Annotated in this window: 2 protein-coding genes; both read left to right on the forward strand. The window is 30.8% G+C overall.

Annotated elements, in window-relative coordinates; all coding sequences use genetic code 11:
- Positions 1–295: FCD domain-containing protein (locus CLOBL_RS27310; RefSeq protein WP_143323982.1), on the forward strand; the 295-nt coding region annotated here is incomplete at its 5' end.
- A 153-nt stretch (positions 296–448) separates the two neighbouring features.
- The coding region (locus CLOBL_RS27315) for a mannonate dehydratase (RefSeq protein ID WP_179117856.1) at positions 449–663 on the forward strand (215 nt) is incomplete at its 3' end.

Genomic DNA, 663 nt, shown 5'->3' on the forward strand with positions numbered 1-663 from the left:
TAAAAAATTGTTTGAAGCAGATGAAGAATTTCATAAGATAATTTTCGAGGGAAGCGATAAAAAAAGAATATGGAGCAGCATTAATGACGTAAGTACGGAATTTCAAAGAATTCGTATGCTTAGATTAACAGCTAATTCAAGCTGGAATAATATTTTTAATCAACATAAAGAGATTTTTGATGCTATAAGAAATAAAGATCCAGAAAGGGCTGAAGAATATATGAAAGAACATTTAAACATGGTTATTTTCGATAAAGAGAAGGTAAAAGAAAGTTATCCAAGCTATTTTAAATAATGAATCAAGTTAGTATAAACAGAATTTCAGTTGTTAGAATAGATCTTTTATTTGAGGAGGTGAGGCTTATTAGAGCATGAAATTTAAACTTGTTATGTGCTTGTGAAACTTATGTAATAAAAAATTAAGTGAAATGACAGGAGGAATACAACTATGAAAATGGGTTTCAGATGGTATGGCGAAGGAAATGATACCGTAACACTTGAACAAATTAAACAGATTCCTGGTGTGGAAACGATTGTTTGGGCTCTTCATGACATGGCTGCAGGTGATGAATGGCCAATGGAAAAAATTCTTGAAGTAAAAAAAGCAGCTGATAAATATGGATTTAATTTAGATGTTGTTGAAAGTGTTAATGTTCATGAGGA

Origin of the sequence: Clostridium sp. BL-8, from assembly GCF_002006495.1 — a bacterium.
Classification (GTDB): domain Bacteria; phylum Bacillota; class Clostridia; order Clostridiales; family Clostridiaceae; genus Clostridium.